This window comes from Pseudomonas sp. RL (assembly GCF_000647775.1).
GTDB lineage: Bacteria > Pseudomonadota > Gammaproteobacteria > Pseudomonadales > Pseudomonadaceae > Serpens > Serpens flexibilis.
In genome coordinates this window covers 1-5,682 of sequence record NZ_JBOY01000158.1, presented here as the reverse complement: position 1 = coordinate 5,682, position 5,682 = coordinate 1, and the positions used below count along the sequence as shown (strand labels likewise).

At 64.0% G+C, this 5,682-nt stretch carries 6 protein-coding genes and 1 pseudogene; 4 read left to right on the top strand and 3 right to left on the bottom strand.

Features of this window, described 5'->3' with window-relative positions; all coding sequences use genetic code 11:
• Nucleotides 1-197, top strand: a pseudogene (locus tag AS93_RS20995) (hypothetical protein); the annotation flags it as partial.
• 200 nt (nucleotides 198-397) lie between these two features.
• On the top strand, nucleotides 398-1,165 hold the full coding sequence (locus AS93_RS0117455; RefSeq protein WP_027591785.1) for a hypothetical protein: 768 nt from the start codon (nucleotides 398-400) through the stop codon (nucleotides 1,163-1,165).
• 75 nt (nucleotides 1,166-1,240) lie between these two features.
• On the opposite strand, the gene AS93_RS0117450 is transcribed toward AS93_RS0117455, so the two are convergent.
• From AS93_RS0117450 to msrB, 3 genes are read right to left on the bottom strand one after another with little or no spacing between them, the layout of a single operon-like run.
• Nucleotides 1,241-2,122 carry an ATP-binding protein gene (locus AS93_RS0117450; RefSeq protein ID WP_027591784.1) on the bottom strand — a complete coding sequence of 294 codons (882 nt, stop codon included), beginning with the start codon at nucleotides 2,120-2,122 and terminating at the stop codon, nucleotides 1,241-1,243.
• Nucleotides 2,123-2,134: 12 nt separating this feature from the next.
• The gene (locus AS93_RS0117445) at nucleotides 2,135-2,617 is read right to left on the bottom strand and encodes a glutathione peroxidase (RefSeq protein ID WP_027591783.1); all 483 of its coding nucleotides are present in this window, start codon (nucleotides 2,615-2,617) and stop codon (nucleotides 2,135-2,137) included.
• An 18-nt stretch (nucleotides 2,618-2,635) separates the two neighbouring features.
• Nucleotides 2,636-3,040, bottom strand: coding sequence for a peptide-methionine (R)-S-oxide reductase MsrB (gene msrB / locus AS93_RS0117440; RefSeq protein ID WP_027591782.1), 405 nt, complete (start codon nucleotides 3,038-3,040; stop codon nucleotides 2,636-2,638).
• Nucleotides 3,041-3,225: 185 nt separating this feature from the next.
• On the opposite strand from msrB, the gene AS93_RS0117435 reads away from it, so the two are divergent.
• A complete protein-coding gene (locus tag AS93_RS0117435; protein WP_027591781.1) occupies nucleotides 3,226-4,437 on the top strand; it encodes a pyridoxal phosphate-dependent aminotransferase in 1,212 nt (403 codons plus the stop codon).
• A gap of 150 nt (nucleotides 4,438-4,587) precedes the next feature.
• Entirely contained in the window at nucleotides 4,588-5,460 is an 873-nt protein-coding gene (htpX, locus tag AS93_RS0117430) for a protease HtpX (protein WP_027591780.1), read from the top strand.
• Nucleotides 5,461-5,682 lie beyond the last annotated feature (222 nt).

The following is a 5,682-nucleotide window of genomic DNA, read 5'->3' as shown; positions in this document are numbered from 1 at the left end:
CCCCTGTTACCGCCGTGAAAGGGCGGTGTCCTAGGCCACTAGACGAAGGGGACGCGGCCCGGAACTTACAACAGTTTTTACAAACTTTTTTCCGGCTTCCCCGCTTGGCGTTGCCGTCTGCGCTGGAAGTGGGGCGCATTTTATGGATGCCTCGGGGAGGCGTCAACACCCAAACAAAACTTTTTTTAAATCAATGACTTCTGCTCAAAAAACGTTCAGCGCCAATGACGCTCCGTCGCCCTGCCGCAGCGCGTGCTTTCCAGCGTTCCGCTGAAGCGGCACGATGCGTCGCTGCGCCTCAGGAATCCGAGCGCGCGACGAAAGCTTAATTGACCCTAGGAGCCACGGGGAGAAATCTCTACACTCGGGGCCAGATGCCATCATCGGAGGAAAGCCGTTGTCTCCAGCCCTTATCACCGCCCTGGTCTTCGCCGCACTGTTCGTTGCGATCATCCTGGTTTATGCGAGCCAGCAGATCGAGCGCCGCAAGCTGGAGCGACAGCGCCAGAAAGCCGAACTCACCGAGCGCGTTCGCCGCTGTGCCGACCTCAGCGAGATTCTGCCCGGGCAGATGATGACACCCGCGCTGAAGCTGCTGATGTGCAAGCTGGAGCTCAAGCTGAGCGAGCGGCTGCGCCCCATGGCACCCGAGAATACCGAGTTGGTCACGCGCATCGACGAGCTGGTGGTGTTGCTGGGCAAGGGAGAGAACCTGCCGGTGAAGAACCTGCCGCAGGCGATCAACACCGAAAACAAGGCCAAGGAAGTGCGCTTCCTGCTCGAAGGCCTGCACGGCGTGATCACCCGCGCGGCGCGCGAAAACCTCATCACCACCGCCGAGGCGCGCCACTGGGTCGACGAGATCCGCCACATGATGGTGCAGCTGCACATCGACTTCTTTACCAGCGTCGGCGTGCAACTGCTGCAGCAGGACAAGCCCCGCCAGGCGCGCCTGGCCTTCGAGCGCGCGGTGCAGTTCCTGCGCCGCCAGGCGGATCAGGATCGCTATCGCATCGAGCTTCGCGAGCTGGCCAAGCATCTGGAACGGGCGAACGACCTGGCGCTGGACCGCGAGCCCACCGAGGAAGAGGAAGATGAGCTGACCGTCGGTCTCACCCAGGAGGAAATCGACGATCCATGGCGCAAGAAACAGGTCTACGACTGAGACCTGCCGCCTTTGTGGGGCGCAACGCCGCAGCGCAGCGCAGCGCTGCGCCCCACCGCCGCACGCGCGGCGCGCTCACTGCAACAGCCGGAGCCCCACCCACTGCCGTGCGAACTGGTAGGCACAGCGTCCGTTGCGGTTGCCACGTCCAGTCGCCCAGCGCACCGCGGCCTTCTCCAGCTCTTCGTCCCATGCCCAGCTCAACCCGGCCTGGGCCGCCAGGCTGCCGATCCAGTGGCGCACCACCGAGAGGTAGTGCTCCTGGGTAAAGGGATAGAAGGACAGCCAGAGGCCGAAGCGGTCGGACAGCGCGATCTTGTCCTCCACCGCCTCGCTCGGGTGCAGTTCGCCATCCACTCGCTCCCAGTTGTCGTTGTCGCTCTGCCGCTCCGGCACCAGGTGCCGGCGGTTGGAGGTGGCGTACAGCAGCACGTTGTCCGGCGCCCGTTCCAGCGAGCCGTCCAGCACGCTCTTCAGTACGCGGTACTCGCCTTCCCCGGCTTCGAATGACAGGTCGTCGCAGAACAGCACGAAGCGTTGCGGCTGATCGCTGATCAGCTCCACCACCCGTGGCAGATCAGCCAGGTGGTCGCGCTCGATCTCCACCAGGCGCAATCCGGCTGGCCAATGCTCGGCCAGCAACGCGCGCACCAACGAGCTCTTGCCGGTGCCCCGCGCACCCCACAGCAGGGCGTGGTTGGCAGGCAGCCCGGCGACGAACTGGCGGGTGTTGCGTGCCAGCTGCTCGCGCTGCAGATCCACGCCCAGCAGATCGTCCAGACGCAGGTCATGGCTCACCCGCAGCGGCTGCAAGAATCCACTGCGCCCCTGGCGCTGCCAGCGCGCGGCCAGGGTGGCGGTCCAGTCGATCACCGGCGGTTCGATCGGCAACAGGGGTTCGAGTCGCTGCGCCAGGCGGTCGGCCCGCTCCAGCAGCGCGATCAGTCGGGAATCCAAGGGGGGTACTCCTTAACGCAGCAGGTTCTCCACCGCCTCTTGCAGGGCTTCGGGCTTGGTGGTGGGCGCGAAGCGCTCGACGCGCGAGCCGTCTCCGCTGATCAGGAACTTGGTGAAGTTCCACTTGATGCGCTGGCTGCCCAGCAGGCCGGGCGCGCGGCGCTTGAGCTCGGCAAACAGCGGATGGGTGCCCGGGCCGTTCACGTCCAGCTTGCGAAACAGGGGGAAGCTGACGCCAAAGTTCATCGAGCAGAAGCTGGCGATCTCCTCTTCGCTGCCCGGCTCCTGGGCGCCGAACTGGTTGCAGGGAAAGCCCAGCACCGCCAGTCCACGATCCTTGTACTGCTGCCAGAGCTGTTCCAAGCCTTCGTACTGCGGGGTGAAGCCGCAGCGGCTGGCGGTATTGACCACCAGCAGCGCCCGGGCGCCGTAATCGGCCAGCCGGGTTTCCTGTCCATTGATATCGGTCAGCGGGATCTGCAGCAGATCGGTCATCGGGGTAACGCTCCTTGATCAGGCGGGGTCCGTCTTCGGCACCAGCGTGAGCGATGCCGAGTTGATGCAGTAACGCAATCCGGTTGGCCGCGGGCCGTCCGGGAATACATGGCCGAGATGGGCATCGCAGCGCGCACAGCGGACTTCGATGCGCTGCATGCCATGGCTGGAATCCTCCAGTTCCCTGACCGCCTCGTTACTTACCGGCTGGAAATAGCTCGGCCAGCCGCTGCCGGAATCGTACTTGGTGTCGGAGTCGAACAGCGGGGCCTGGCAGCAGGCGCACTGGTAGATACCGGGTGTACGGGTGGCGTAGTACTCGCCGCTGAACGCGCGCTCGGTGCCGCCCAGGCGGCAGATATGGAACTGTTCGGGCGTAAGCTCGTCGCGCCAGGCGTCGAGGGGTTTGTCGATCTTGTCCATCGCGGCTCCTGACTTCGGAAAATGCCCGCCTGCACCTTTCCCCGCTTGCAGGCCAGACGTATCATGCGTGGCTTTCAACCGCCAGTCTGGCAGCGCACGCGGATGCTGCCAAGGCGCTCCTCGCCGCCCTCGACTGCACGTGGCCGTGCAGCCTCGCGACGTTCACTTCGGGAACACTCAGCATCATGCAGATCAGTAAGTCGAACAAGCTCGCCAACGTTTGCTATGACATTCGCGGGCCGGTGCTCAAGCACGCCAAACGCCTGGAGGACGAAGGTCACCGCGTTCTCAAGCTGAATATCGGCAACCCGGCGCCGTTCGGCTTCGAGGCCCCGGAGGAAATCCTCCAGGACGTGATCCGCAACCTGCCGACCGCCCAGGGCTACAGCGACTCTAAAGGTCTGTTCAGCGCCCGCAAGGCAGTCATGCAGTACTACCAGCAGAAGAACGTCGAGGGTGTGGGCATCGAGGATGTCTACCTCGGCAACGGCGTCTCCGAGCTGATCATGATGTCCATGCAGGCGCTGCTGAACAACGGTGACGAGGTGCTGCTGCCGGCGCCCGACTACCCGCTGTGGACTGCCGCCGTGAGCCTGGCCGGCGGCAAGCCGGTGCACTACCTGTGCGACGAGCAGGCTGGCTGGTTCCCCGACCTGGCCGACATGAAGGCCAAGATCACCCCGAATACCAAGGCGCTGGTGCTCATCAACCCGAACAACCCCACCGGCGCGGTGTATTCCAAGGAATGCCTGGAGGCCATCGTCGAGCTGGCCCGCCAGCACAACCTGATCCTGTTCTCCGACGAGATCTACGACAAGATCCTCTACGACGACGCCGAGCACATCGCCACCGCCTCGCTGGCGCCGGACGTGCTGTGCCTGACCTTCAACGGCCTGTCCAAGTCCTACCGGGTGGCGGGCTTCCGCTCCGGCTGGATCGCGATTTCCGGTCCCAAGCACCTGGCCAAGGGCTACATCGAAGGCCTGGACATGCTGGCCAACATGCGCCTGTGCGCCAACGTGCCAGCCCAGCACGCCATCCAGACCGCCCTGGGCGGTTATCAGAGCATCAACGACCTGGTGCTGCCGCGCGGCCGTCTGTTCGAGCAGCGCAACCGCGCCTACGAACTGCTCAATGACATCCCCGGCATCAGCTGCGTGAAACCGATGGGCGCGCTGTACGCCTTCCCGCGCATCGACCCGAAGGTCTGCCCGATCCACAACGACGAGAAGTTCGCCCTGGACCTGCTGCTCTCCGAGAAGATCCTCATCGTGCAGGGCACCGCCTTCAACTGGCCGTGGCCGGACCACTTCCGCGTGGTCACCCTGCCGCGCGTGGACGATCTGGACATGGCCATCCGCCGCATCGGCAATTTCATGAAGACCTACCGCCAGTGACCCTGCCGCGCAGGGTCGTGTGCCGTCTCCGCAAGACGGGCGAGGCGCAGCCAGGGGACACAGTTTGCAATAGTCCCTCGGTTGAATAGGCCTCGCCCGAACCTTATATAACCAGCGTTCCGTTATTCCTCAGTGGAGTTCGCCCACACCATGATGCGTATTTTCCTGTTCCTGGCCACCAACCTGGCGGTGCTGATCATCGCCAGCATCACCCTGAAACTGCTCGGGGTCGATCGCTTCACCGGCCAGAACTACGGCAGCCTGCTGGTTTTCTGCGCCGTGTTCGGCTTCGCCGGCTCGCTGGTCTCGCTGTTCATCTCCAAGTGGATGGCCAAGATGAGCACCGGCACCCAGATCATCACCCAGCCGCAGACGCGCCACGAACAATGGCTGCTGCAGACCGTCGAGCAGCTGTCGCGCGAAGCTGGCATCAAGATGCCGGAAGTGGGTATCTTCCCGGCCTACGAATCCAACGCCTTTGCCACCGGCTGGAACAAGAACGACGCGCTGGTCGCGGTCAGCCAGGGCCTGCTGGAGCGCTTCTCCCCCGATGAAGTGCGCGCCGTGCTGGCTCACGAGATCGGCCACGTGGCCAATGGCGACATGGTCACACTGGCGCTGATTCAGGGCGTGGTGAACACCTTCGTGATGTTCTTCGCGCGCATCTTCGGCAACTTCGTGGACAAGGCCATCTTCAAGAACGAGGACGGCCACGGCATCGGTTACTTCATCGCCACTATCTTCGCCGAACTGGTCCTCGGCATTCTGGCCAGCATCATCGTCATGTGGTTCTCGCGCAAACGCGAATTCAAGGCCGACGAGGCCGGCGCCCGCCTGGCCGGCACCGGTGCGATGATCGCCGCCCTGCAGCGCCTGCGCGCGGAGAGCGAGGTACCGGTGCAGATGCCCGACAGCCTCACCGCTTTCGGCATCAACGGCGGCCTCAAGCACGGCCTGGCCGGCCTGTTCATGACCCACCCGCCGCTGGAAGACCGTATCGAGGCCCTGCGCGCCCTGCGCTGATCGGCCACCCCCGTTTCACACTTGCTTGGGCGACTTCGGTCGCCCTTTTTTATTCTCACCCCCCTCTCCCCAGCCCTCTCCCGCAAAGGGAGAGGGAGGTGTCCGATTGCGTTCCCCTCTCCACTGCGTCCTGGTGGGAGGGGAAGGTCAAGGCGATTGCGTTCCCCTTGTAGTGGCCTACTGATCCCGGACACCGATTTAGGCGAAAATCCTCGCCATTAA